General features: G+C 38.8%; 17 protein-coding genes. 6 read left to right on the forward strand and 11 right to left on the reverse strand.

Going from position 1 to position 24,690, the window contains the following annotated elements:
* Positions 1-318 precede the first annotated feature (318 nt).
* The gene (locus WJR50_RS30045; RefSeq protein WP_341297033.1) at positions 319-957 is read right to left on the reverse strand and encodes a hypothetical protein; all 639 of its coding nucleotides are present in this window, start codon (positions 955-957) and stop codon (positions 319-321) included.
* A 302-nt stretch (positions 958-1,259) separates the two neighbouring features.
* Here WJR50_RS30045 and WJR50_RS30050 point away from each other — a divergent pair, with 302 nt between their 5' ends.
* The gene (locus WJR50_RS30050; RefSeq protein ID WP_341297034.1) at positions 1,260-1,760 is read left to right on the forward strand and encodes a hypothetical protein; all 501 of its coding nucleotides are present in this window, start codon (positions 1,260-1,262) and stop codon (positions 1,758-1,760) included.
* Positions 1,761-1,825: 65 nt separating this feature from the next.
* On the opposite strand, the gene WJR50_RS30055 is transcribed toward WJR50_RS30050, so the two are convergent.
* From WJR50_RS30055 to WJR50_RS30090, 8 genes are all read right to left on the reverse strand, one after another.
* Entirely contained in the window at positions 1,826-2,674 is an 849-nt protein-coding gene (locus WJR50_RS30055) for a universal stress protein (RefSeq protein ID WP_341297035.1), read from the reverse strand.
* Positions 2,675-2,975: 301 nt separating this feature from the next.
* Positions 2,976-3,356, reverse strand: a complete 381-nt coding sequence (locus WJR50_RS30060) for a response regulator (RefSeq protein WP_341297036.1) — start codon at positions 3,354-3,356, stop codon at positions 2,976-2,978.
* 20 nt (positions 3,357-3,376) lie between these two features.
* The gene (locus WJR50_RS30065) at positions 3,377-3,664 is read right to left on the reverse strand and encodes a hypothetical protein (protein ID WP_341297037.1); all 288 of its coding nucleotides are present in this window, start codon (positions 3,662-3,664) and stop codon (positions 3,377-3,379) included.
* Positions 3,665-3,723: 59 nt separating this feature from the next.
* On the reverse strand, positions 3,724-4,419 hold the full coding sequence (locus WJR50_RS30070) for a Crp/Fnr family transcriptional regulator (protein ID WP_341297038.1): 696 nt from the start codon (positions 4,417-4,419) through the stop codon (positions 3,724-3,726).
* Between the two features lie 122 nt (positions 4,420-4,541).
* A complete protein-coding gene (locus WJR50_RS30075; RefSeq protein WP_341297039.1) occupies positions 4,542-5,204 on the reverse strand; it encodes a response regulator in 663 nt (220 codons plus the stop codon).
* A gap of 7 nt (positions 5,205-5,211) precedes the next feature.
* On the reverse strand, positions 5,212-6,993 hold the full coding sequence (locus WJR50_RS30080; RefSeq protein WP_341297040.1) for a sensor histidine kinase: 1,782 nt from the start codon (positions 6,991-6,993) through the stop codon (positions 5,212-5,214).
* Positions 6,994-7,019: 26 nt separating this feature from the next.
* The gene (locus WJR50_RS30085) at positions 7,020-7,490 is read right to left on the reverse strand and encodes a cyclic nucleotide-binding domain-containing protein (protein WP_341297041.1); all 471 of its coding nucleotides are present in this window, start codon (positions 7,488-7,490) and stop codon (positions 7,020-7,022) included.
* Positions 7,491-8,017: 527 nt separating this feature from the next.
* Positions 8,018-10,585, reverse strand: a complete 2,568-nt coding sequence (locus WJR50_RS30090) for a cation-translocating P-type ATPase (protein WP_341297042.1) — start codon at positions 10,583-10,585, stop codon at positions 8,018-8,020.
* 543 nt (positions 10,586-11,128) lie between these two features.
* Between WJR50_RS30090 and WJR50_RS30095 the strand changes: the two genes are divergently transcribed.
* The 5 genes from WJR50_RS30095 (at position 11,129) to WJR50_RS30110 (ending at position 21,490) form a co-directional block, all read left to right on the forward strand.
* The gene (locus WJR50_RS30095; RefSeq protein ID WP_341297043.1) at positions 11,129-11,563 is read left to right on the forward strand and encodes an Hsp20/alpha crystallin family protein; all 435 of its coding nucleotides are present in this window, start codon (positions 11,129-11,131) and stop codon (positions 11,561-11,563) included.
* 94 nt (positions 11,564-11,657) lie between these two features.
* A complete protein-coding gene (locus WJR50_RS30100) occupies positions 11,658-12,107 on the forward strand; it encodes a hypothetical protein (protein ID WP_341297044.1) in 450 nt (149 codons plus the stop codon).
* A gap of 236 nt (positions 12,108-12,343) precedes the next feature.
* A complete protein-coding gene (locus tag WJR50_RS30105; protein ID WP_341297045.1) occupies positions 12,344-16,201 on the forward strand; it encodes a PQQ-binding-like beta-propeller repeat protein in 3,858 nt (1,285 codons plus the stop codon).
* A gap of 18 nt (positions 16,202-16,219) precedes the next feature.
* Positions 16,220-16,330: a T9SS type A sorting domain-containing protein gene (locus WJR50_RS34310; RefSeq protein ID WP_445223501.1), complete on the forward strand. Its 111-nt coding sequence runs from the start codon at positions 16,220-16,222 to the stop codon at positions 16,328-16,330.
* Between the two features lie 126 nt (positions 16,331-16,456).
* Positions 16,457-21,490, forward strand: coding sequence for a lectin-like domain-containing protein (locus tag WJR50_RS30110; RefSeq protein ID WP_341297046.1), 5,034 nt, complete (start codon positions 16,457-16,459; stop codon positions 21,488-21,490).
* A gap of 136 nt (positions 21,491-21,626) precedes the next feature.
* Here WJR50_RS30110 and WJR50_RS30115 read toward each other — a convergent pair whose 3' ends face one another.
* Positions 21,627-22,718, reverse strand: a complete 1,092-nt coding sequence (locus WJR50_RS30115) for a baeRF3 domain-containing protein (RefSeq protein WP_341297047.1) — start codon at positions 22,716-22,718, stop codon at positions 21,627-21,629.
* Positions 22,719-22,866: 148 nt separating this feature from the next.
* Positions 22,867-24,669 (reverse strand): adenosylcobalamin-dependent ribonucleoside-diphosphate reductase, encoded by a 1,803-nt coding sequence (locus WJR50_RS30120; RefSeq protein ID WP_341297048.1) that lies wholly within the window; start codon positions 24,667-24,669, stop codon positions 22,867-22,869.
* Positions 24,670-24,690: the final 21 nt, after the last annotated feature.

A 24,690-nucleotide genomic window follows, 5' to 3' on the forward strand; every position in this document is an offset into this window, starting at 1 on the left:
GGATTTTCGCTTGTGTTAGAGATAACCGGAAATATGAAAAAAACTATATACCGGTGCTTGCTTAATCCATAGAAATCCTTTCCCATCCAAAGAAAACTCATCATCTTCCTCAGAATCACAACTTACAATCAGGAAAGGCACGATTATTTAATAAGTTAGAAAAGTGCGTTCTAAAGCTTTCATAAAAACAAAAGATTTATTTAAAAATGATCAATGAGATGAGGGCTAACCTGAAGAGCTAACATATTGAGTTTGTAAAATCATTATGGATAAAACATACCATTTTAAGATTACTTCTTTTCTTACTTTGTTAATTCATTAACCATTACGCCTGCTCCTGAACCAGCCAAAGTAAAAACCTAAACTTCCGACCGTACTTGTTAAATCACGTTGATTTAAATAAGGAGTATCCAATCCTGAGACAAAACGATAACCCAAACCCAGATTTATCTTCATCCAAGGAGCTACATTAAGCTCCATTTCAACCTGAGGAGTCAAAACAAATAGGGCATCTTCATCAATCTTGTTTTCTTCTTCAAAAATATACTCATGCCGGTGCCTTTCTGCCAGATATACTCCGCCTCCACCAATTTTCATACTTAAGCCCAGATGCACGAGCTTATGCGACTGATGCAGATAGCCTAACAATAATCCTCCGTGCCCGAAAGCCATATCTACTTGTGGATAGCCCTGTAGTGACTTTTCCAAAGATTTTACAGTACCTAATCCGTAAAATCCTATATAAAAAGTTTGATCTAGTAGCAAACCTATGCCTAAGCCTCCACTGGTTACAAATTCATTTTCAAGGGAAGAAAATTCAATTAATGGGCCAATAAAGCCGGAGATGCCTACCGGATTTTCTGTTCCTATCAGAAACTCACTAGCTTGCTGCGCCTGCCCAAAGTAAGGTATCGCTGTCAGGAAAAGCAGGAACAAATAGATTAATTTTCTTCTCATGACTTTCATTATTTAGAGTATTTTTTAGTAAAAAAAGCCCACTTCAATGTAAATATATCTTACAGGTTATTCCGCCCACATAGCCAGACAAAGTTTAGGATAAGATTTCATTATAATTACACTAGAAAACATACCTTCAATCCTTTCGGAAATGGCATAATATGAAGCTCTCTGTTTTTAGGATAAAGTTAAATTGTATAAAACTGCAATGAAATGATTTACATTGGCTCTGCTGATGATCTATATCATTACTTTTTTGGAGAAATGCATTGAACTTGAGACAATATAATTTCACCAAGACTATGAAAGGATTTGATAATGAAGATTATGTTATAGCCTATATTATCTCTAATGTAGCTGCTATTTTATTATTATGGATTTCTTGGAAAAAGCCCCGCCTCGGACGACTTCTATTTTCACTGCTTTTCGCCTGGGCAAGTTGGGTAAACATGCGTAACGCCATTTATCAACCAGAAATTTATCTAGGCAATGCCGATCTCACTTTTTTGAAAGTATATAAAGATTTTATTCTTGGCTTTTTTAGTCGAAACACCTCCTTGATTGTGGGTGGTATTGCAGTAGGTCAGGGATTGATTGCTCTCTCTATGTTACTCAGGGGCATAATTTTCAAGATAGGAGCAGTGGGTGCGATTATCTTCTTTTTTAGTATTGCTCCTTTAGGTATGGGTTCTGCTTTTCCCTGTACCCTTATTATGGCTTCAGGTATGTATTTGCTGCTGAAAAAAGAAAACTATCAGTATTTGTGGGTGAATTCTACTCCCCATCAATATGATATTGCCTGAATCCATAACTCCAAGCTTAATTTATCTTATGGGTTCACTTATCTCTTGGTGGATACCAGCATATTTTAATGCTTTGTATCTTTATGATGAATATTCAGGCTCATCACAGGTACATTCACATGATCGATCACTCGCTCGGTAACACTACTGTTCAGCAAACGAAACATACCTTTTCTGCCATGGGTTAGCATGACTATCATATCTCCCTCTTTTTCATGACAGAAGTTTATAAGTCCTTTCTCAAAACTAAAGCTGTCATATACATTGGTGGAACTCACCACTTGAGGGGCCAGTCGAGCATATTCAGCTAATATTTGATTGATGCTCTGGCTTTCCTTGAAGTTTAAAGGAGTATTGACAAAGAGTAAATGAATTTTGGCTCCCAATAATGAAGCAAAATCTATTACTTTTTGAAAATAAGATTGAGCTTCTGACTCAAAATCATAAGCAAATACTATCTGCTTAATTTCTAACTTATTAATAGAATGCTTGATAACTAATACCGGTACCTGTGACAAGCGGACAATCTTTTGGGTATGAGAACCGATAAATAATTCTTTAATGCCACTGGTACCATGCGAACCCATTACGATAAGATCTATAGCATGTTGTTCTGTATAGGTGATAATTATTGAATAATCCTGATTATACTCAATGTTAGTTTTGACAACGACGTCCTGTCTTTCAGCCTCACGTACCAAACCATCCAGCGCATTCTTTGCTTTCTTTACTTTGTTACTGATATCCGGATAACGTTTATCCAAATCAGTTCCTGAGTACAGCCAGTCTACAGGTACTTCAATAAGATGGATAAAATGTAGAATCGCTCCACTTTTCCTGGCTAACTGTATTGCCATCTTTGATGCATACTCAGCACACTCGGAGAAGTCGGTAGGTACCAATATAGATTTCATGATTTTAGGCTTTATAAAAAGCAAGTCCAGCACCTGTGTTTAGTCTTTATAGCTTGGCTGTTAAATATAACTTTAATATAAAAGGAGCGCTATGACCAGGATTAGCCAATGTGGTGACCTATATCACCACTCATTACAAGTTTATCTTAGGTGTTTGAAATTCGTATCTGAAGAAGAAAACTCTAGATAAACTAATAAGGAATAGAGAAGTCTGAGCTGAATTTGCTGGAGCAAACCATTTACATTCCCCGCATACTTCCTACTGATTCTAAACCCTAAACGACATTTGTCTCATAAAACGCTAATGCTTGATCAATGAGCTTTTAGGAAGTATTTTTTCAATTGCAGATTTTGAAAATGGTTTTACATAGAAGCCTTTAACTATTTCAAAACTGTCAGCCTTCTGTTTATCCTGAGGGTTGATGGAAGCTGTGTATATATATACTGGAGCCAAATCTTTTACTTGAGTGATATAATATTCTATCCAGGCTTCTGCATCCAATTCATTCATATACCAGTCCAGAATGATTACATCAGGTTGACTAGTACTGCTAATCAATTTTGATAATGCTTTCAACGGGTTTTGAAATGTTGAAACCTCAGCTTCTGGAGCTAAGATTTGCAGAAACTTCTTTCCAATAATTAGATCAACTTCATCATTATCAATCAGGTAGATATGCATAGAGGTGTATTTACTTGCCTTTATATGTCAATTTGTCGATTGAGGTTTGGATGATATCTATTATTGCGAGCAAAAAAGTCGGAAGGCAAATAACACTCCAACTGTTTAAAACTATCTAACATTTTGACCTTGGCTATGGCATCCCAGGGTAAATGGCTGGAGGACCAAATTTCAAAATAAATTCCTTTGAAAGTATATAATCTGATATAGTAATCCTCCAAAGTACGCGTAGCCAGATAATTTCCTCTTTCTTTTAGAAGCTTAACCTTATCTTTAATAGAAATTGAACTGATATCTTTTAAGTCCATAAAACTTTAGTTTAGGTACGTAGGTGAATGACTTCATTGAGATTTTATGTCTGCATATTTTAGTTATAAAAGAGAGAAATATGTAGTAATCCCTGGGGGTTTAAGATAGATATCTTGGGTCCATCAGTTGTAATGAGCATCTCTTCCTTAAATTCTGAAAGTAGCCGGATGACTGTTTCTTTGGCTGTACCAAGCAGACTGGCCAGATCCTGACGGCTTAAACTGATGAAGTCTTCTTCCTCTTCATTGTCCCGGTGGAAAATCTTATCCAAGGAAAGCAAAGCCTCTGCCAGCCTTCCTCTCACCGGCCTATAAGCCATGTCAGTAAGTCTTTTTTCTGCATCAATAATGTCCTGACACAAAAGTTGAGTGAAATGTGAAGCAATGAGTGGAGATTGGCCAAATATTTCCATAAAATCTTCTTTAGGGATTACCGTTAAGGTAGCATCTTCTATTATAGTAGCTGAAACATTGTATTTGGTATGATGAAGCACCGAAGCATATGCCAAAAATTCACCAGCATGCGCTATCTTAATGATTTGCTCTTTTCCGTCTATGCCATATTTGTGAAGCTTTACCATACCGGTTTCTATATAATACAGACACCATGCGGGATGGCCTTCTCTAAAAAGCACTTCTCCTTTTTTATGAAAGTTTTTTTCAAAACTATTTGTCAAAAAACTGAACTCCAATGAAAGGTCATCAGTAAAAAAATAATTTTGATCAACAAGCAGGTTGTGTGTGTTAGCTTTCATGATACAAGTGGTTTGATTGATATAAAGCTACACCATAACTTTAACACAGAACAGCAGGAAAAAGCGTATTTATGGAAATATGAAAATTGCGTAGAAAATTTAAGAAAAATTCTTAAGAGAAACTACAGATCAACCAGTTTATGTGTGAAAGCATAACGTACCAAACCGGCTGTATTTTTTATATTTAACTTAAGGATAAGGTTGCGACGATGTGTATCTACGGTTCGGGGGCTAATAAAAAGCTTGCCCGCTATTTCTTGATTATTATACTCTTCAGCAATCATCTTTAATATTTCAACCTCTCTTTTTGTGAGATCTGTCACAGGAACTGACTTATGAGAAGAAACTGCTTTCTTGCGTATAAATTGTTTCATAAGTGTCTCAGAAACTGCCTTACTAAAGTAGCTATCTCCCATTGCTACAGTTTTGATAGCTTCTACCAGATCATGCATACCATGATCTTTGAGCATATAACCTGATGCCCCAGCTTTGAGCATCTTAATCACATGGGCTTCCTCATCATGCATAGACATGGCAAGAACGCGGACTTCCTTATTTTGTGCTAAGATTTTCTGGGTCACTGAAATGCCATCTTCTCCATCTCCCAGGCTGATATCCATCACAATCAAGTCGAGCTCAGGGTACAGTGTATATTTGCTTAACGCTTCCTCAGCATTACCTGCTTCACCTACTACTTCTATATCTTCAACACCAGTAAGGGAGGCTTTGATCCCGTCTCGTATCATTTTATGATCATCTACAATGAGTATTTTAATCGGGTTCATAACACTTTTATCTATAAAGTGGAATTTCAACATTAATGGTTGTTCCCTGCCCCGGATGTGAATCTATATGAAATGTCCCCTGAAGTGCTTTTACTCTAGCTTCTATATTTTTCAAACCAAAGCCACTTTTAGAGATAACAGCCTCTTGCTGAAAACCCAGTCCATCATCCTCTATCAAAAGCACTAAACTTTCTTTATGTCCAAGAAGCTGCACTTGTATTTCACTAGCTTTCCCATGCCTAATCGCATTATTGACCACTTCTTGCACTATCCTGTATAGTCCAGTGCTGGTTGTAGCATCTAATGGTAATTCCATATGATATACCTGAAGATTAACTTTTACTAAACCAGTATCATTCAGGATTTGACATAAATGCTCTAGCCCCTTTACCAGCCCATAATCTCTTAAGACTCCGGGCATCAAATCACGAGACATGGCTTTCATATCCAGAATAGTTTGTTGCAAAATTATTTTTACTTTCTCAAATAATTGCATTGCCTCCGGACCAGCATCCACACAGTATTTTTTCATGGCATTAAGATTCAGTTGCATAGCAGTGTGATGTTGCCCCAGTCCATCATGTAGTTCTTTGGCTAAACCTTCCCGTTCTGCTTCCTGGCCCTCAATCAGTGCCTTCATGATTCCTCTTTCTGCCTCTCTTTTTTCTGTGATATCCACCCCTGAGCCCAAAATTGTTTCAGGTAGCCCTTTATCGTCATAAACAACAGCATTTGACCATTCTATGAGGCGCTTGTCTTTGTTTTTTGTAAGTATAGTATTTTCAAACGTTTCCACTGATTTCACATTATTCTTCATCAATTGACAAAATTCTTCATATACTCTTTCTTTTTCATCAGCAGGCAGAAACCATTCAAACCAGTTTTTTCCTATTACTTCTACTTCTTCATAGCCTATCACTTCTAAGCCTTTCCGGTTGATAAGGATAACTTTACCTTCTTTATCCAGCACCAGAAATATGGATGCTGCTGTTTCTAAATATGTTTGAGCTATTTCTTTCTCTCTTTTCAATGCAACTTCAGCTTTTTTACGCTCGGTGATATCAATCCCTATCATCATTATTACCAACTGCTCTTCATGTTCAAATATTTGCAAATGGATTTCAGTTGGAAATGAAGATCTATTTTTGCGTATAAACTTAGTCTCAAAAATGACCTTCTTCTTTGCTCCAGTAAACAAAGGAGCTATCATCTGCTGGAAAGATGTTTGATCAATTTCGGATTCTAAATCCCAGAGTTTTATTTGTTGTAACTGCTCCATAGTATACCCTGTCAGTCTCAGAGCTGATGTATTGGCTTTTAAAATCTGAAAATTTCGGGTATTGATAACAAATACACTATTGAGTGACTCGTGAAATACTTTAGATAACAGCTTATTTTCATCAGCTACTTTTTTCTGTTTTGTGACATCTACAATAAATGCAATAGCAAACTTTTCCCCTTCCACCTCCATATGACTTAGACCAATTTCTACTGGAAATATTTTTCCATTATAAGCACGGCCATAAAGCTCATCCCTAGCGCCAATTAACATGGTATTAGGTTGCTCAAAAAATCCTTCACGCAATCTGGCATGAATTTGTCTTAGGTTTATGTTCATCAAAATCTCAAGAGGTTTACCCAAAAGTTCAATCTCTGAATAACCAAACATCTGAAAACAACGGGGATTAGCCAGAATAATTTTCCCCCGTTCATCTACCACCAGAATTCCTTCTGCACATGATTGAAATAGTGCCTGTAATAATTTTTTACTTGAGATCATATTATCCATTTGAAGTAACTTGATAGACATTTAAATTAGGAAAATTTTGAATTCCCAGATAGAATACTTTCATAATATATGATCTTTCTACTTAGCTTTTTGGCTATGGTCAGTTGGTGCAAAGGATGAGCTGCTAAAAATTGTAAAAAGTCGTCTTTTAGGACTTTAATGGTCTGTACTTTGACAGCAGCAATGGCTGAGGTGGAATAAGTCATACCAGATAAAACACCTACAATACCGAGCAACTCCCCTTCAGCCACAGTATCTAATATATAAAAAGTTGTCTCTGGTTTGTTTTCCTTAGCGCCTTCTTTTTTCTTACATAAATTTATTTTTCCTTTCCAAAGAAGATACACCGCTCTTGCCAATTCTCCTTCTCTAAAAATGAATTCATTTTTCTTGAATACTCTTATAAGGGGTGAATGCAAATGGCTTTTAAAAAAATTCTCAAGAGGCTGATTTAATAAAAAAGCCGAAATCAAATCATGCTGATATGAATGAGACATACAGAAGATGATTTTCTACCAATGTTAAGTTATTTAATATTTTACCAATATGGATGCTTAATATCATTAGCAGATATGATTTATATCATCGGCTATTCATGATTGATTAGTTATTTTTTGTTAACTAACCTTAAGCTCAGTAGCTATGAAAAGCTTGTTTGAAAGATGGGCAGACCACAGTATAGATTTGTGTAACTGGACCTTTGGTAAGACCACAAAACCAAATCGTATCTTCTTGATCATTCTATTCATCATATTATTCTTGATCAGTATAGTACTGTTTTGATTTCATCAGTATTTATGATCAAGTTGTGAGGAACAAAAATATGAAATTAATACCTGATGATGTACTTTCCTGATTCAAACCCTCTATCCTGAAGTGAGTAACGGTTTGATATGGCCGTTTTATTTTTGAAGTTAAAACCTTCACTCATTGACTAGTTAGGTGAATTTTTTATACTGCTTTATCACTCTACATCTTAAAAAGTTAGTTAAAAAAGTTACTTTGTGAATGTAGGTACCTCATATCATTCTGGAATCCATTTCACAACCATTTTTGTAGTATAAACCGCCAAAAGAAAGCCTGTCAACATACCCCCTAATATCACAAGCCAGGCATATATATTTAAGGGGATCAAGTAAAAGTAGGTGTTGAGTGGAGAGTACAGTACAATTAGATGTAAACCAATAGAAAGAACTAGACTGCCTACCAGCCATGGATTGGCTGTCCAGGCCATTTGCTCCTGCGAGCGGATGACCACTATCCTCACAAAGTTGAAAAATACTATAGCGGTAAGTAACACACTACGGGCTGTATCCAGTCCTAAAGGATAAACTATCAGCAAGATGCCGAGAAGAATCAGTGTCATTTGTATTCCTATCAAGCCAATCAGCCAACTCAAACGTCTGTTGATGATAGGCGCTTTGTCTCTTCTGGGCTTATGCTGCATAATATCCTCAGAAGCGGGATCAACTCCCAGGGCCAGTGCCACCAAACCATCGGTAAGCAAATTGACCCAAAGCAATTGAATAGGAAAAAGTAAGGGTTCATTTAAAGTTAAAAAGAGCATAGAAAAAAAGATGACAAGTACCTCGGCCAAATTACAGGTGAGCAGGTAATTTATAAACTTACGGATGTTGTTAAAAATGGTCCTTCCCTCCTTAACAGCATCCCTTATGGTGATAAAGTTATCATCCAGCAGGATCAGATCGCTAGCTTGTTTGGCTACTTCTGTCGCTTTTTTTCCCATAGCAATGCCTACTTCAGCTTTTTTGATGGCCAAAGCATCATTCACGCCATCCCCTGTCATGGCCACACTATTTCCCTTCTCCAGAATTTCCAATAATCTGAGTTTATGAAAAGGATTAGTACGGGCAAATATATTGACCTGGGCATCAAGTTTTGCTTTCAGCCTGGTATCATCCATGCTTTCTATACTAATTCCATCCAGCACCTCCTGAGTCTCTAAACCTATCTGATCTGCAATGGCTTTGGCCGTTACCGGATTATCTCCTGTAATCATAATCACGCGTATGCCAGCAGATTGACAGTCCCTGATAGCTTGTGATACTTCTGGCCGTGGTGGGTCCATCATGGCTTGCAGACCAATCCAGGTGAGTTCCTCTTCCTGTAACCTTTGGATATCATTTGCCGGTTTAAAAGCAAAGCCTAGTACTCGCAATGCTTTTGTAGCCATAGCATTATTCTGATTAAGAATATCTTCTTTATGAGCTTGCTCTAAAGAGATTACTTCTCCTTCCCAGTAGATGTGCGTGCACTTCTCCAAAAGTACTTCCGGGGCTCCTTTTGAAAAGATGGTATACTTGCCCGGGGGTTCTTCTACCATTACACTCATCATTTTTCGCTGAGAGTTGAAAGAAAGCTCATTTCTTTTCACATATTGGTTGTATATCTTTTCAGATAGTATGTGTATACCTGCTTCTTTCAAAGCTACTTCTGTTTGCTCTCCGTAAAAATGAGGTTTCCCATCTTTGTTTATCCCTATTTGAGCATTATTACAAAGTGTTCCACAAAGAAATAATAGCCTTCCTACTGGATCTGAAGATATTTCTTCTTTGATATCTTCCAATTTCCTGCTTTTCCCATCATAATACACTGTGGTGACTGCCATTTCATTCAATGTCAGGGTGCCAGTTTTATCAGTACAAATGATGTTTACCGCTCCGATTGATTCAACTGTAGTAAGCCTGCGGATCAGCGCGTGCTTTCTGAACATTTCTTTGGCACCTGCTACCAAAGCTAGTACCACTACAGCAGGCAATCCTTCCGGAATGGCTGCCACCGCCAGAGAAATGGCAGTCAATATGGCTGTATAAAAACCAAACTTAAAAACTCCGACAAAAGCTACAATGAGCAAAATAATCAGCGTGATGCCTGACAGCCATTTGCTTAGCAAAGCTAGTTCTATTTGAAAAGAAGACTTTTCTTTTTCCAATTCCTGTAAAGTTGCTGCCACCTGCCCTATCTTGGTACGCATCCCCGTTTCTGTTACCATTACCTCTGCATGCCCTCCTGTCACATAAGTATTCATACATAGCAGATCTTCTTTTTCTTTTCTCACAGTAGCAGATTCTCCTGTCAGTACAGACTCATCCATTTCCAGATGAAAAGATTGTAAAACCTTCCCATCAGCAGTGACCATATCTCCCGATTCAAGCAATAATAAATCTCCTGGTACTACTTCCCAGGAATTAATAGATACTTGCTGGCCATCCCGCAACACCCTGGAACGTGGTACTGACATCTTCTGTAGGGTCTCTATCGTTTTCTCTGCATGATAGTCTTGCCAGAAACCCAGAGCCGCAGAGATAAGGACGATAATAAAAATAAGAATGGCATCTACTACATGGGACTGCTGTTCCGGTATAAAGTCTATTAGTAAAGATACCAGAGCCGCAGCAAGTAAGAGTAAAATCAGTGGAGAAGTGAATTGTCTTAGCAGAATTCTGAAGGCACTATTCTTAGTTTTCTTAATAATTTCATTTCTACCAAACTCCTGCAAGTTTTTCTGAGCTTGCTGCCGGCTAAGGCCAGGATATTTTTCCTCCTTAGGAGCAGTAGTGGATATGTTCATATTATTAGTATTACTCTGCTTTTGTGTATACATTGACTGCTACTCCGACAGGAATATATTCTATGATAAACAAGGACATACATTTGGTTCCAAAAAAAACACATGTACAAATAGCAGGCTATAAAACAAAATTACCATTAGAATAGGAAAGATAATTTGCCAGAAGAAATTAGGTTTACGTTGTGCTTCAAAATTTACCAGAAGCCCTACAATACCCCATACAAAGATGAAGTATGGAACATAAGCAACCCACATCAGTATATTCTGCGACAGGTTTCTTACTCCAAAGCTCAGGAGGTAGATTCCCATAATTATAGATAAAAAAATGACAAAAATATAGATTTTTCTCATCGGCCAGTACATAATTACAGCTAACGTTATCTTAAAATAAAATTTCTTTTTACAAGAAAAACCCTAGAAACCATATTGCCAATGATTTAAATCATCCAAACCTCTAATCCATGTCATTGAAATTAGAGTCTCTTCTGAAGTATTTTTGTCTATATCAATTATTATTCAATGTTTCACTAAAACAAATACATCATGAACCTTATCACAAGACCTAGAAGGATTTTGAGTGATATCCCTTCTCTCTTTTCCAGTTTCTTTGATGATGACTGGTTTAATGCTGATAGTCAGTGGCTCTCCCGCGTACCTGCAACCAACATCAAAGAACAGGATGGCACTTTCAACATTGAGATGGCTGTACCTGGAATGAGCAAAAAAGACTTTCATATTGATGTAGAAAATGGCATACTCACTGTAAGTTCTGAGAAGGAAGAAGAAAACAAAGAAGAGAAGAAACATTATCGTAGACAGGAATACAACTACCGTTCTTTCTCTCGCTCTTTCACATTACCCGAATCAGTGAAAACCGTCGACATCAAAGCCAAATATGAAGATGGGGTGCTCAAACTCAGCATACCCAAAAAAGAAGAAGCCAAGAAGACAACCAAAAAAATGATTAGCATTCAGTAAAATGAAAAGTTAGTTCCGTATCACCCTGACAGTTTCTAGGTAGGAACTGCCAGGGTTCTTCTTATTATGACTGCTTTATTGAACCCATACAGACATGAGCGTAAAATTTGATTTGAAGAAAGAGATCATAGAAAAATGTCTCTCCATAAAAAAGGAGCAATTCAATGCTTTACATGAGAGCCAAAGGCTGCAACTGGAAAGTACTTCCACTGCTAATTTAGATCAACAGGATAAAACAGAAAGTCCCAGAGAAGGTATGATGCAGGTAATAGAAAATACTGCTTCTTCTTTGGACTTTCTCGCTGAACAGGTCAATGTTTTGGAGTCGCTACAGACGGAAGGCTTGCATACGCGGGTTTCACTTGGATCAGTAGTATATACTAGTATGGGCAAATTCCTCATTGCAGTAGCCCAGGATAAATTTCAGGTACAGGATGTTCTGTACCAGGGTATTTCTGCACAGAGTCCATTTTTCAAAAAAATAGAAGGTTTATCATCAGGTGATCATTTTGATGAAAATCAGGAAATACTTAAAGTGTTTTAAAAGAATCTTGTAAAAAAATTCTATCACACTGCTTGTACTTTTGTGCTTTCTTCACGAAATTCAGTAGGTTGATTTTTAGAGGATTTAAGCACTTTTATAATAAGCAGTGGGCTTACAAATTACTCCTATGCGCACCTAGATCATGATAGTGCCATTATGGCGCCATTATGTATTTATATTGACTTTGTATTTCTGAGCTGTTAAAATTTTGCTCTTCATCTTAAATTTTCTTTCCTATGAAAATTTTTTTTTACACCCTTATTGTTTCCGTAAGCTTTGGCTTATGGATCTGCACTTCCTATGCCTTTGCCCAAGTATCGGTAGAGTGGGACAAAACTTTGGGAGGATATGGAGATGAGCAGCTTTATAATGCAATACCCGCTTCGGATGGAGGTTATGTGCTTTTGGGTTATTCAAATATTATAGATCGTTATTTTAGTGCAGATGTATATTGGATACATAAAATTGATACGAATCTCAACTACCAATGGCAGATTGAGTTTGAAGATGGAAAATCATATCATGATGGCGTAAACACTGCTGATGGAGGTTTATTACTTGTAGGTTCCTCACTTCTCAAAGTAGATAAGGAAGGTAATATAGAGTGGGAAAAACCAATAAGAGCTAAACATATTATTCATAGTCCTGAAGGAGGATACTTGCTTACTGGAGAGTCTGTTATCAAGATAGATGAGGATGGAAATAAAGAGTGGCAAAGATCTTGGAATGCCAAAAATGGCATTTACTGTCCCGGTGGAGGTTATCTTCTTGCTATTGAGAATGGTTCAGATTATCAGATTCTCAAAACCGATGAGCAAGGCAATCATCTATGGGAAAAAATAGTAGGAGGTGATGGGCAGGATGTGCTAAATGACCAGATATCTACAACAGATGGAGGGTATTTATTATCAGGATTTTCCTCTTCCAATACATCAGGAGACAAAAGCGAAAATAGTAAAGGAGGAAGTGATTACTGGGTAGTAAAAATTGATGAAGAGGGAAATAAGCAGTGGGACAAAACGCTGGGAGGCAATAGTCATGAAGAACTTAAAAGTATTGTTTCTACCTCTGATGGTAATTATATAGTAGCCGGATGGTCATACTCCCATGCTTCAGGCGATAAGAGTGAAAATAGCAGGGGACTTACTGATTATTGGATAGTCGAGATAAATGAAGAAGGTAATATACTTTGGGATAAAACCGTAGGAGGCAATAGGGATGATTTATTGGTAAATATTATTGTCAATCCTGATGGAGGGTACCTGTTGGCAGGAGATTCTGATTCTGAAGCTTCTGGAGAAAAGAGCGAGAATAATCATAAAAATGAATGGGCAGGATTCCCTACTGATGTTTGGTTGGTTAAAGTACAAGAAAATATAAGCATTAAAAGCTTTACCTTAATTGATGCTGAGACAAATGAAGAACTACAAAAGATTAATAATGGTGATGTTATTGATCTTGCAACACTTTCAAGCACTACATATAATATTCAAGCTATCCCAGGATCTGAACGGGTTGCCAGCATAGAATTTCATTTGAATGGCCCTTTCAATCATAGTCAGGAAGAAAACACCCCCCCCTTTGCCCTGTTTGGTGACAACCCAGCAGGTAATTTTTATGGAAGATTTCTACCTCCTGGTCAATATCAATTAACTGCGACTCCTTACATTGATAGAACGAAACAAAGTTCAGCAGGTGCCTCTTTGACCATCCACTTCACCATTATCCATAGTGAAGAGATCAAGAATCCACAAGTCACTGGCTTTGATCTTTATAATCCAGTTACAGATCAGAAGGTCATGGATCTTATTGATAGCACCGTGATCGTTGTTGATGAACAGGCATTAGAAGCGTTTACCGTTCTTATTCATACTCTCCCTGATTTTGTTGGAAGTGTAAAAGTAGAACTAGAGGGTCCCCTCAGCCTTAGCCGAATTGAAAATACCAAGCCTTATGTTTTGTTTAGAAACAATAGCAATGACTTGGTAGGAGAAGTTTTTCGTCTTGGAGAATATATCCTAAAAGCCACTCCTTACACAGAACCTGATGCGCAAGGAGAAGCAGGAGAAGCTCTAGAAATAAGCTTTAGTGTGGTTGAAGATGAAAATGAATCGGTCAGCTTCAAAATTCAATGGGATAAAACTTTTGGTGGAGGGCTTGATGACAATCTTGCTACCTCAATTCCTACTGGTGATGGAGGTTATTTATTAGCTGGTAGTACTTCTTCTAATGCTTCAGGAGATAAAAGCCAGAATAGCAGAGGGGGTGCGGATTATTGGATAGTAAAAATTGATGCCCAAGGTAATAAACAATGGGATAAAACCTTTGGGGGAGAGTTTAATGATTATCTTAGCTCTGCAATCCCTACAGAGGATGGAGGTTATTTATTAGTAGGAAATTCTTATTCAAATGCCTCCGGGGATAAAAGTGAGGAGAATAATACAGACTGTATTGAGTTTTCAGATTGCGATTTTGATTACTGGATAGTAAAAATTGATGCCCAAGGTAATAAACAATGGGATAAAACATTGGGAGGGAATGTAGCTGAAGAAATTTCAGATGCAATCCCCACCAGAGATGGAGGTTATTTACTTGCAGGTCATTCCATTTCAAATATTTCAGGAGATAAAAGCGAGGATAATAAAGGTGGTTTTGATTATTGGATTGTTAAGATAGATGCTCAGGGTAATAAGCTTTGGGATAAAACAATTGGGAGAAGTAGTGAAGAATTTCTCTCCAGTGTAGTTCCAACAACCGATGACGGATTTATTTTAGCAGGAATATATGGGTCGGAAGCTTTTCATTTGGACTATTGGATTGTTAAGATAGATGCACAGGGTAATATACTGTGGGATAAAACCTTTGGAGGTAGTGGGGAAGACAGAATCAATGATGCCATTTCCACAGCTGATGGTGGCTTTCTGCTGGCAGGAAATTTCCTTGTAAAAACAGATAAGGATGGTAATAAACAGTGGGAAAAACCTATAAGTGCTAAGATAGCAATCAATACTCTTGATGGAGGTTATATTTTGGGTAGTGGTCCAGATTATACCTTAACTAAAATAGATGCTCAGGGTAATAAACTCTGGGATAAAACATTGGGGGGAAGTAGTAGTCAAAGTATTTCTAATGTCATGCAGACAGAGGATGGAGGATATTTATTGGCAGGATCATCTTTTTCCAATGCCTCAGGAGATAAAAGTGAGGATAGCAGAGGAGGTTCTGATTACTGGGTCGTTAAGATAAAAGAAACTGATGCCACTTTTTCCATTCAAAGTTTTGCGTTGGTTAATGCAGCCAACAATGAAGAACTACAAACTATTCATAATGGTGATAACATAGACCTGGCTATGCTGCCTACCCGCATCTTAAGCATCGCTGCCCTTACCGATGCTGTAGGTAGTATCGCTTTTCATCTGCAAGGTCCTCTTAACCATAAACAAACTGAAAATTTTGCTCCTCATGTCCTGTTTGGAGACAATCCCAGAGGAGATGTTCAAGGAAAATTACTACCCGTAGGAGACTATCAGTTGACCGCTACTCCTTATGAACTAAGAAACAAAGAAGGTAATATAGGTCCTTCTCTAAGCATTCACTTTACCCTCATCAACACCGATAGTTTGGAGCAATCGGTGACTGCCTTTGAGCTGTATGATGCCACTACTGATGATTCCCTTATGACACTTGAGCAAGGCAGCATAGTCAACTTATCTGAAATGAATCATCATCCGCTCAATATACTGGCACATACCCACCCTGAGTTTGTGGGCAGTGTAAAGATAGAACTAAAGGGACCTCTGAGCCATACACAGATTGAGAACACTCAACCTTATGCCCTTTTTAGAAACAAGGGGCTGGATTTCTTTGGCCGCGCTTTTCCTGCCGGTAACTACTATCTCAAAGCCACTCCTTACTCTAAAGCCCATGCCCAGGGTGAAGAAGGAACCTCCCTGGAAATTGACTTTACCCTAGTGGAAGATGAAAGTAATGCACGCTTGTCAGTCTATCCGGTACCTACTTCTGGTTTGGTCGACATCTACTACCAAGGTAGCATAGAGACAGCGGAGCTAAGTCTGCAGGATATTTCCGGATAGCTACTGCTGGCAAGGCCTGTGAAAACTCAGGATAAATTGGACCTGACCTCATTCAGGAAAGGTATTTATTATCTCAAAATAACCAGTGCTGAAGACGTACAGGTAAAACGCATTGTGTTAGAATACTAACCTTAATATTCTGAAGGATGAATGAAGCAAAAGATAAACCCTGAAGAGAATCTTCAGGGTTTCTTTGACTCCCTGGATCAACGACCATACATACATTTCTCCTTGCATCAAAAAACTCAAAAGACCATGAAACATTTATTTTACATTTCAATCCTTTCTGTAAGCCTTAGCTTATTGATTTGTACTTCTACTGCCACCGCTCAAGTAGTAGTACAATGGGATAAAACTTTGGGAGGAAGCATTGATGATTACCTTAGAGACGTTATCTCTACCCCTGATGGAGGCTATCTGTTAACAGGCACTTCTAATTCCGATAAATCAGGAGATAAAAGTGAGGATAGTAGAGGGGAAACTTTAGATTACAACGCTTCAGACTACTGGATTGTAAAAATCGATAGTCAAGGTAATAAACAGTGGGATAAAACCATTGGAGGAAATAGTTACGACCAACTCAATAGTACAATACAGACACCTGATGGAGGGTATCTGCTTGGAGGGACTTCTGATTCTAATGCTTCAGGGGATAAAAGCGAGAATGATAAGGGTGGCGGTGACTATTGGATAATAAAGATTGATGAACAGGGTAACAAAATCTGGGATAAAACTATCGGAGGAAGTAGTTACGACCAACTCAATAGTACAACACAGACACCTGATGGAGGTTATCTCTTGGCAGGTACTTCTCGTTCTCCTGCTTCAGGAGATAAAAGTGAAGATAGTAGAGGACCTAGGGACTACTGGGTTGTCAAAGTAGATAAGCAGGGTAACAAAATCTGGGATATGACCTTTGGAGGAAGTAGTTTTGAGGAGCTTGGTAGTATCATCTCAACACCAGATGGAGGATATCTCTTGGCAGGCACTTCACGATCTGGTACCTCAGGAGATAAAAGTGAGGATAATAGAGGTATAGGTTGGAGTAGTGACTATTGGATCGTGAAAATTGATAATCATGGAAATAAGCAATGGGACAAAACTTTTGGAGGTAACGAAGATGAGGTGTTTTCAGATCTCATCACCACCTCAGAGGGAGGTTATTTATTAGCTGGATATTCCAATTCTCCTTCCTCTGGAGATAAAAGTGAGGATAGTGAAGATCTGAATTGGGATTACTGGATCGTAAAAATTGATGTTAATGGGAATAAAGAGTGGGATAAAACTTTGGGAGGCAATCAAAATGATTATCTACAAAGTGTAGTTTCTGCCCCTGAAGGAGGATACCTATTAGCAGGGCATTCTGATTCTAATGCTTCTGCAGATAAAAGTGAAGATAGGAAAGGAATTGATGATTATTGGGTGGTTAAAGTAGATGTACAGGGTAATAAACAATGGGACAAAACCATTGGAGGGGATAATTATGATTATTTAAGCAATGTAATCCCAACGACAGACGGAGGTTACTTGTTAGGAGGTCAATCCAGTTCCAGCGCTACAGGAGATAAAAGTGAGGATAGTGATGGTTATAGCGACATGTGGATTGTAAAACTCAAACCTCTAAATGCTCCGGTAGTGACTAGTCTTACCCTAATAAACACTCAAACTGGTGAGGAGATTAGAAGGTTGAGAGATAATGATTTTATCAATCTGGCAGAAGTAGGGAATGGCTCACTAAACATACATGCTCATACCTATCCTGAAGAAGTGGATTCTGTACAATTTGCACTTGATGGTCCAGTCATACATCTTCAAATGGATAGTATTTTGCCTTACACACTCTTTGGAGATGATTCAGGAGGATTTGATGAGAAAAAGTGGCTGCCAGGCGAGTATACACTGACTGTTGTTCCTTATACTGATGGACAACAGGGTATGGTACTTTCAGTATCTTTTGAAATGGTAGAAAATGTTTCGGCTCCACCTGTTATTGAGTGGGACAAGACTATTGGAGGTAGTGATGGTGACGGGCATAGTAAGGCAATTTTAACAACCGATGGAGGGTACCTATTAGGAGGCACATCATGGTCTAATGAATCCGGAGATAAAAGTGAGGCCAGCAAAGGCTATTCAGATTATTGGGTGATAAAGGTTGATGCCCAAGGCAATAAACAATGGGATAAGACTATTGGAGGAAATAGTTACGACCAACTCAATAGTACAATACAGACACCTGATGGAGGGTATCTGCTTGGAGGGACTTCTGATTCTAATGCTTCAGGGGATAAAAGCGAGAATAATAAGAGCAATTACCCTTATGAAGAGAATGACTATTGGATCGTCAAGATAGATTCCATTGGTAATAAACAGTGGGATAAAACTATCGGAGGAAGTGGAGGTGAAATACTTCGCTGCATACTTTCCACTCCTGACGGCGGATATTTGTTAGCAGGATCCTCTCAGTCTTCTTCTTCAGGGGATAAAAGTGAGGATTATAAAGGAACCTGTGAAGATGAAGAATTAAGAGCATGTAATCATGATTATTGGATAGTCAAAATAGATGCTCAGGGGAATAAACTGTGGGACAAAACCTTAGGGGGTGACGAAACCGATCTCCTCCAAAGTATACTCTCTACTTCTGATGGAGGATATTTACTGGCAGGTTCTTCCTTATCTCAAGCTTCAGGGGATAAAAGCGAGAATAGTAAGGGTGTGTTTGACTATTGGATAGTAAAGATTGATAATTTAGGGAACAAGCAATGGGATAAGACTATTGGAGGAAATAGTTACGACCAACTCAATAGTACAACACAGACACCTGATGGAGGTTATCTGCTTGGAGGAGTCTCTGGCTCTGAGTCTTCTGGTGATAAAAGCGAAAATACCAGAGGAGAATTTGATTATTGGGTTGTAAAGATTGACGCTCAAGGCAACAAGCAATGGGATAAGACTATTGGAGGAAGGAGTTATGAGGAGCTTAGTAGTATCATCACTACACCAGATGAAGGATATCTCTTAGCAGGCACTTCACGATCTGATGCCTCAGGAGATAAAAGTGAGGATACTAAAGGGAATTCTTATGAAGACTACTGGATAGTCAAAATTGATGCACAGGGGAACAAACATTGGGACAAAACCATTGGGGGAAATAGTAGCGATGGGTTAGCAAATGCTATTTCCGCTCTGGACGGCGGTTACTTATTAGCAGGCTCCTCTGGTTCAGATGATTCAGGAGATAAGAGTGAGGATGACAAGGGAGGCGTAGACTACTGGATCGTAAAGCTAAAAGGAGAAGACAGTACTGGAGTGGATGCCAGGGTTGCCAGTCTCACTTTGGTCAATGCACAGACGGATGAAGATATTCAGGAATTGAAAGAAGGTGATGTGATCAACCTGGCTGAAGTAGACTGTCAGTTGCTCAGCATCCGGGCCAATACTTCTCCTGAAAAGGTGGATAGTGTACTCTTTGAATTCCATGCTCCTGCCTCTTCAGCTAACAATTTTAATGATTATCAAGTAGTAGGAGATGCATTCTTTACTGGAGAGGGTTGTTACACAATTACTCCCTATGAATATGGCGTATTGGGGGCCGGCTGGAACAAACAACAAATTGATCTTAACTATAGCTTTGACTTTAACTTTACTACTCATCAAGAGGGAGAGGCTGATGGAATGATGTTTGTTCTACAGCGGTCAGGATTAGCAGTTTCAAGTGAGAGTGGAGGGAGTGATTTAAACTATTATACTATTATAGAACCAGGTAATCCTGTTATCACTCCTTCTATAGGTATAGAATTAGATATCTACAATTCTGGCTTCGGAGTATTTAACGATCCTTCACCAAGTCATATTGCATTAGTAAAAAACGCAGATCCGGTACCTATTAATGGCCCTGTAAATATTGACCCTATTTTAAATAATGGAGAAGATCGTCTATTCAGAGTGGTCTGGAATAGCTCAACAAAACAATTAAATATTTATTTAGAAGGATTGCTAGTATTATCCCACACAGAAGACATCGTTAACACTATTTTTCAAGGAGCGTCTCAAGTCTATTTTGGTTTTACCGGAGCTACAGGTGCTAGTTTTGCTTTGCAAAGCTTCTGTAATGAAGAATTGATCTACAACGGCCCCATCACTACTAGCACTGTGCAGACAGAACGAAAACTGCCTTACGCTCTGTTTGGAGATGATCCCATCCCTGGGAGTACTGCAAGAGATTATCGGGGAAAACACCTGGAGCCCGGGCAATATACCCTATCCGCTACCCCTTACCTGAATGGACAGGCTGGTAATGTCCAAACCATCTCATTCCAGGTATACAGTAGTTTAAGTGTACAAAGTTTCAACTTGGTTAATGCACATGATGATGAAGAGCTACAACTCCTTCAGGATGGAGATATTATTGATCTGGCTATGCTACCTACCCGAAGCCTGAGCATAGCCGCCCTTGCTGAAAATGTGGGCAGCATTGCTTTTGATTTGCAGGGGCCTCTCAACCACAAACAAACCGAAAACTTTGCTCCTCATGTATTATTTGGAGATAATCCCAGAGGGAATATCCAGGGAGAATTATTAGCAGTAGGGGATTATCATTTGACTGCTACTCCATATACATCGGTCAATCTCCAAGGGAATGCCGGACAATCTCTTAGTATTCATTTCTCTATCATCAATTCTGATGCAATGGAGGAGGCTGTCACCGCCTTTATGCTCTATGATGCCACAAACGATGAGCAGCTTATGTCACTTGAGCAGGCTAGTGTAATTAATTTAGCTGACTTAGCTAATCGCTCTCTTTCTGTACTGGCGCTCACTCATCCTGAGTTTGTAGGCAGTGTGAAAATGGAACTATATGGCCCAATCAACCACACTCAGATTGAAAATACTCAACCATATGCTTTATTCAGAAACGAGGGTCAGGATTTCTATGGAAGAGTTTTTCCTGCCGGTGACTATCATCTCAAAGCTACTCCTTATACCAAAGCCCATGCCCAGGGGGAAGAAGGGCTACCTTTGGATATCTATTTTACTGTGGCAGAAGAAGAAAGTAATGCCCTTCTGGCAGTATATCCTATCCCTACTTCCGGTCTGATTGATGTACACTACCAGGGGAAGGTAGAGGAAGCAGAATTGAATCTAATAGACTTCTCCGGACAGATACTCCTTACCAAAGCTGTGAAAACACAGGAGCAACTGGATCTGAGTGCTTACCGTAAAGGGATCTACTACCTCAAAGTCATCAGTCATTCTAATGTGCAAATCAGAAGGATTATACTGGATAATTGACGAGAGCAATAAGTGGGATCCAAAAAGAAACCCTGAATTACTTTAGTCTTCAGGGTTTACTTTTCCTAACAATACCAAACTAACCACCATACAACTTATTGATTGCTTATCAAGTATAGAACCTTATCATTCCGTATTAAAATCTTGTCAAGAGGGCCATACGTTGGTATTTTTCTAATTGACCATGCTCCAGAAAAGTAATTTCACCTTTCTTGTTCAAAACTACTTTCATGATTTCCTCCACGATATCCTCTCCTTCAACACTAATATTTCCAGTAGTTGCATGATAAAATGCCGGTTGCACATAATCTTTTTCTACAATCAACCTTGCTCCTTTTCCTTGTTGAGCAGCCTCTAAAACTGACTTCCACCCTGATATATATCCTCTTTTTTGACCTATCTTCTCTTCTATATCTTTCAGTATACTTACCTGTTCTTTTTTTTGATAAGCTTCTACAGCCGACCATACCTTATTCACCAGTACTCCAGCTGTTAAGTGATCATAATTTCCTTCAATGAAGCCACTAATAGTCTTGGCATGATGGATCACTTTGCTAAAAAGAGGCTGATACCATGCCTCTCCCATTACAAACAAAGGACAGCTCCGCTCCATTAAATACGGATGCAATAGCTTTTCTACATGGCGAAAGTATTCGCGTTGTCTTTCTTCTTTTAGTTGAGATTCCTCACTACCATATACCACAGAACCGACCATTCTGGGCTTCTGACGTCCCGGATATTCAAACTGTTCTTCATATTTTAATGGAAAATGCTCATCCTGAATTTCTTCAAGAGATTTTCCTTTACCCTTTAACAAACGTGTATGATTATTGCTCAGGACCAGTACCCAGTAATTAAAAAGCTGGGAGGCATTTAAGATCAGATTCCGCACTTCAAAAGTATCATCAATCAGCACTTTCTCTTCTACCGGAAATGGAAAATATAAGATTTGACTTCTATGCTTACTCACATACAATCCTACTCCTTCCACATGATGGTGTGGATCAATTTGTTCATGCAAATGTTCAATTGCAATTAATAAGTCAAACACATCTTTTTTAACATATTTTTTTGTCAATTGAGTCTTTGCCCGGTGAATCATGTTCTTTATTCTCACCTCATTTTGATTTCTGGCGGGTAAGGTTTTTTCTAGCGGAATTACTATTGAGACATAGGGAATTTCTGTTTCTTCACTAGAAAGCTGCGGTAGCATATCATTAGTTTTCATACTTTTAACAATATTAGAACCTTATTATCAAATCTTTCTGACATCCACGCTCATCCTTAAGATAAATAGAATTGTCTGGAGTAACCCATGACTTCGGTAAGGTATAGCGATGACCCAGATCATCGTTATTTTTATTTTCATATGCATATCAATCTATACAGACCTTACAACTTTGTTTAACTATCTGCGGGTGCCTTTTCTGAGCCACGGCGGTAGTGAGTACCTGCTTTTTCCTGGAGCCATAGCGATAAATAGTTATGCCTTTCAGGCCCATTTGCCAGGCCGTTTTATAAATAGCATCTACATCTTCTACGCTAGCCTCATGCGGCAAATTGATCGTCTTGGAAACAGCATTGTCAGTATGATTCTGGAAAACCTGCTGATGTTTAAGGTGATAAAGAGAAGGGATCTCCAGCGAAGTTTTGAAGAGCTTTTTTGTGGATTGAGGTATCTCTTCTATTTCACTGAGATTGCCGCATAGCCTGATTTGCTTTAGTAATGACACATCATCCAAATGATGATGCTGTAAGTGTTCAATAATATGCGGATTGATCTCCAGAAGCGTTTGTTCATTCAGGACATTTTCACGTTGAAAGACCAATGCAAAGAGCGGTTCAATTGAGGAAGAAGTATGTGCAATGATAGAAATACTACCCGTAGGGGCAATACTGGTTCGGGTGGCATTTCTTACAAAAATATTCTGACGAAAATATTTGCTCTTGTTCCAATATTCAAATGTTCCCCTTTCCTCAGACAGTTGAATGGATGTTTTAAGACTATATTGATTGATAAATTTCATCAGGCGACCGCCCAACCGTAAGGCTTTTACAGATTGGTAGGGTATGCCCAATTGGATGAGCATCTCAGCCCAGCCCATCACCCCTAATCCAATTTTTCGGCTGCCTAAAGTAGTTTCTTCTACCTGTGGAATAACATAATGATTTACATCAATCACATTATCCAGAAATCTCACAGCTACTTCTACTGAATGCGCTATCTCTTCCCAATCAATGGCAATAACATCGTTTTTTTTAATCAGCATGCGGGAAAGGTTGATAGAACCTAAATTGCAGGATTCGTAAGGCAGCAGTGGCATTTCCCCACAGGGGTTAGTAGCATCAATTTCTCCCAAAGAACTAAGTGGGTTACTTCTTTGTATGCTGTCCAGAAATACCAGTCCCGGATCTCCCTTTTCCCAGGCACTTTGTACAATCTGTTGCCAAATACGCTTCGCTTTGACTCTCTTTACCGTTTTACCTGAAACAGGGTGGACCAAAGACCACACCTCATCTTTTTCAACTGCCTGCATAAAAGCATCTCGCATGCCTATGGAAAGATTAAAGTTATGCAGCACATCTTCATCCGTTTTGGCCTGAATGAATTCCTCCACATCAGGATGATCAATATTGATCATACCCATATTGGCACCTCGTCTTTTGCCTCCCTGCTTGATATGTTCTGTAGAAGCATCAAATATCTTCATAAAGGATACCGGACCGGAAGAAGTACCACCGGTTGAGCGAATCAAATCTCCCTTAGGGCGCAGTTTGGAAAAATTAAAGCCGGTACCTCCTCCACTCTGCTGGATCAGAGCCGCCTGTTTGAGTGTAGTAAATATGGAGTCCAGGCTATCTTCAATGGGTAGTACAAAACAGGCACTTAATTGTCCTGAGGGATTGCCAGCGTTCATCAGGGTGGGAGAATTGGGTAGAAACAATAAGCTGCTCAACAGGTGGTAAAATCTTTCTTCCCAATAGGCTGCATCGCTTTCTGTGCCGTACTTCAACTCAGCCTGTGCAACGGCTTTGGCTACCCGTCTGAACATTTTATCAGGAGTTTCCAGTAGCTTCCCTTTTTCATCCCTTCTCAGATACCTGCTTTCCAGTACCTGTTGGGCATTCTTGCTCAGGAAGACAGCCTTATTTTCATTCCAAAGATACTGGCTCATCATTTCCCATGCTGCTAAGCTTCA

The sequence above is a fragment of the Catalinimonas locisalis genome, assembly GCF_038039535.1.
In the GTDB taxonomy this organism is placed as follows: Bacteria; Bacteroidota; Bacteroidia; order Cytophagales; family Cyclobacteriaceae; genus Catalinimonas.

Bases quoted from the DNA above. Each gene is read 5' to 3' on its own strand.
- WJR50_RS30050 (WP_341297034.1), top strand. From the start codon at position 1,260: ATGAAAGGATTTGATAATGAAGATTATGTTATAGCCTATATTATCTCT.
- WJR50_RS30065 (WP_341297037.1), bottom strand. From the start codon at position 3,664: ATGGACTTAAAAGATATCAGTTCAATTTCTATTAAAGATAAGGTTAAG.
- WJR50_RS30045 (WP_341297033.1), bottom strand. From the start codon at position 957: ATGAGAAGAAAATTAATCTATTTGTTCCTGCTTTTCCTGACAGCGATA.
- WJR50_RS30095 (WP_341297043.1), top strand. From the start codon at position 11,129: ATGAACCTTATCACAAGACCTAGAAGGATTTTGAGTGATATCCCTTCT.
- WJR50_RS30120 (WP_341297048.1), bottom strand. From the start codon at position 24,669: ATGATGAGCCAGTATCTTTGGAATGAAAATAAGGCTGTCTTCCTGAGC.
- WJR50_RS30100 (WP_341297044.1), top strand. From the start codon at position 11,658: ATGAGCGTAAAATTTGATTTGAAGAAAGAGATCATAGAAAAATGTCTC.
- WJR50_RS30070 (WP_341297038.1), bottom strand. From the start codon at position 4,419: ATGAAAGCTAACACACACAACCTGCTTGTTGATCAAAATTATTTTTTT.
- WJR50_RS30085 (WP_341297041.1), bottom strand. From the start codon at position 7,490: ATGTCTCATTCATATCAGCATGATTTGATTTCGGCTTTTTTATTAAAT.
- WJR50_RS30075 (WP_341297039.1), bottom strand. From the start codon at position 5,204: ATGAACCCGATTAAAATACTCATTGTAGATGATCATAAAATGATACGA.
- WJR50_RS30115 (WP_341297047.1), bottom strand. From the start codon at position 22,718: ATGAAAACTAATGATATGCTACCGCAGCTTTCTAGTGAAGAAACAGAA.
- WJR50_RS30110 (WP_341297046.1), top strand. From the start codon at position 16,457: ATGAAACATTTATTTTACATTTCAATCCTTTCTGTAAGCCTTAGCTTA.
- WJR50_RS30060 (WP_341297036.1), bottom strand. From the start codon at position 3,356: ATGCATATCTACCTGATTGATAATGATGAAGTTGATCTAATTATTGGA.
- WJR50_RS30080 (WP_341297040.1), bottom strand. From the start codon at position 6,993: ATGGATAATATGATCTCAAGTAAAAAATTATTACAGGCACTATTTCAA.
- WJR50_RS30055 (WP_341297035.1), bottom strand. From the start codon at position 2,674: ATGAAATCTATATTGGTACCTACCGACTTCTCCGAGTGTGCTGAGTAT.
- WJR50_RS30105 (WP_341297045.1), top strand. From the start codon at position 12,344: ATGAAAATTTTTTTTTACACCCTTATTGTTTCCGTAAGCTTTGGCTTA.
- WJR50_RS30090 (WP_341297042.1), bottom strand. From the start codon at position 10,585: ATGAACATATCCACTACTGCTCCTAAGGAGGAAAAATATCCTGGCCTT.